1 tRNA gene and 2 rRNA genes (1 of these 3 cut by a window edge) are annotated in these 2,500 nt (G+C 56.2%); all 3 read right to left on the reverse strand.

Features of this window, described 5'->3' with window-relative positions:
- Window positions 1-11 precede the first annotated feature (11 nt).
- Window positions 12-88 (reverse strand) — tRNA-Met (locus IE88_RS0115985).
- Between the two features lie 55 nt (window positions 89-143).
- Window positions 144-258 (reverse strand): 5S ribosomal RNA (rrf, locus tag IE88_RS0115990).
- A gap of 80 nt (window positions 259-338) precedes the next feature.
- Window positions 339-2,500 (reverse strand): 23S ribosomal RNA (locus IE88_RS0115995); it runs 625 nt beyond the window's last position.

Here is a 2,500-nt window from a genome sequence, read left to right on the forward strand (position 1 = left end):
GTTCAAAATTTTGGGTGCGGGAGTAGGATTTGAACCTACGACCTTCAGGTTATGAGCCTGACGAGCTACCGGGCTGCTCCATCCCGCATCGGGTGGGGGTCGTCCAGTTGGGTTGAGTGAAGGGGGGTTGATCTCTTTGGCAGGCCTGGCGGCGACCTACTCTCCCACGCCTTAAGGCGGAGTACCATCGGCGCTGCGGGATTTAACGACCGAGTTCGAGATGGGATCGGGTGGGGGCCCCGCGCTATAACCACCAGGCCGGCCAAAGAGATGTTCTGCGAGAGTCGTCGTGCTTCAAGCGCGCGGGCAAACGGTCCGTTCGCCGCGCATGAGCTTGTTCGATCAAGCCTATCGAACAATTAGTACCGGTCAGCTTCACGCATCGCTGCGCTTCCACATCCGGCCTATCAACGTGGTGGTCTTCCACGGTTCTCAGGGAAATCTGGTATTGAGGGCGGCTTCCCGCTTAGATGCCTTCAGCGGTTATCCGTTCCGCACGTAGCTACCCTGCTATGCGGCTGGCGCCACAACAGGTCCACCAGAGGTGCGTCCATCCCGGTCCTCTCGTACTAAGGACAGCTCCTCTCAAATTTCCTACTCCCACGGCAGATAGGGACCGAACTGTCTCACGACGTTCTAAACCCAGCTCACGTACCGCTTTAATTGGCGAACAGCCAAACCCTTGGGACCTGCTCCAGCCCCAGGATGCGATGAGCCGACATCGAGGTGCCAAACAATGCCGTCGATATGGACTCTTGGGCATCATCAGCCTGTTATCCCCGGCGTACCTTTTATCCGTTGAGCGATGGCCCTTCCACGCGGGACCACCGGATCACTATGGCCGTCTTTCGACTCTGCTCGACTTGTCAGTCTCGCAGTCAGGCTGGCTTATGCCATTGCACTCAACGAGCGATTTCCGACCGCTCTGAGCCAACCTTCGCGCGCCTCCGTTACCATTTAGGAGGCGACCGCCCCAGTCAAACTACCCACCATGCAGGGTCCCGGATCCGGGTTCACGGATCGCGGTTAGATATCAGTGACGACAAGGGCGGTATTTCACCAACGGCTCCACCCGAGCTGGCGCCCGGGTTTCAAAGCCTCCCGCCTATCCTACACATGTCGACACTAATACCACTGCAAAGCTGTAGTAAAGGTGCACGGGGTCTTTCCGTCTAACCGCGGGTACTCCGCATCTTCACGGAGAATTCAGTTTCGCTGAGTCTGCGTTGGAGACAGTGGGGAAGTCGTTACGCCATTCGTGCAGGTCGGAACTTACCCGACAAGGAATTTCGCTACCTTAGGACCGTTATAGTTACGGCCGCCGTTTACCGGGGCTTCAATTCGGTGCTTGCACACCTCCTCTTAACCTTCCGGCACCGGGCAGGCGTCAGACCCTATACGTCGCCTTGCGGCTTCGCAGAGCCCTATGTTTTTAGTAAACAGTCGCCACCCCCTGGTCTGTGCCCCTCTGCCCTGGTTGCCCAGAACAGAGGCTCCCTTCTCGCGAACTTACGGGAGTAATTTGCCGAGTTCCTTCAACGCAGTTCTCTCAAGCGCCTTGGTATGCTCTACCAGTCCACCTGTGTCGGTTTGGGGTACGGTCGAATGAGGGGGCTATTTCCAGGGACACCTTCGCTGCCCGGTCAATCCAATAAGACCGGACAACACACAGCATCCGTCACTCACCCTCTGGCCACTGAATATTAACAGTGTTCCCATCGTCTACGCATTTCTGCCTCGACTTAGGGGCCGGCTAACCCTGCGCAGATTAGCTTTACGCAGGAACCCTTGGACTTTCGGCGGGAGTGTCTCTCACACTCCTTATCGCTACTCGTGTCAGCATTCTCGCTTCCCATACGTCCAGGCACCCTCGCAGGTTGCCCTTCGCTCGCTTAGGGAACGCTCCGCTACCGCTCTTTCGAACTCGAAGCTTCGGTGCACAGTTTGAGACCCGTTACATTTTCGGCGCGGGAACCCTTATTTAGACCAGTGAGCTGTTACGCTTTCTTTAAAGGATGGCTGCTTCTAAGCCAACCTCCTGGTTGTTTTGGGATTCCTACATCCTTTCCCACTTAACTGTGACTTGGGGACCTTAGCTGTCGATCAGGGTTGTTTCCCTCTCCACTACGGACGTTAGCATTCGCAGTGTGTCTGCCGCATAGTACTCCTCGGTATTCGGAGTTTGGTTAGGATCAGTAAGGCGGTAAGCCCCCATAGCCCATCCAGTGCTCTACCCCCGAGGGTATTCGTGCGACGCTCTACCTAAATAGATTTCGCGGAGAACCAGCTATCTCCCGGTTTGATTGGCCTTTCACCCCTAGACACAAGTCATCCCGACCTTTTTCAACAGGTGTGGGTTCGGCCCTTCAGTGCGTGTTACCGCACCTTCAGCCTGCTCATATCTAGATCACCGGGTTTCGGGTCTAATCCCTCGAACATGCGCCCTATTCAGACTCGCTTTCGCTGTGCCTACACCTATCGGCTTAAGCTGCTCGAGAGA

This window comes from Parvularcula oceani (assembly GCF_000733125.1).
Classification (GTDB): Bacteria; Pseudomonadota; Alphaproteobacteria; order Caulobacterales; family Parvularculaceae; genus Parvularcula; species Parvularcula oceani.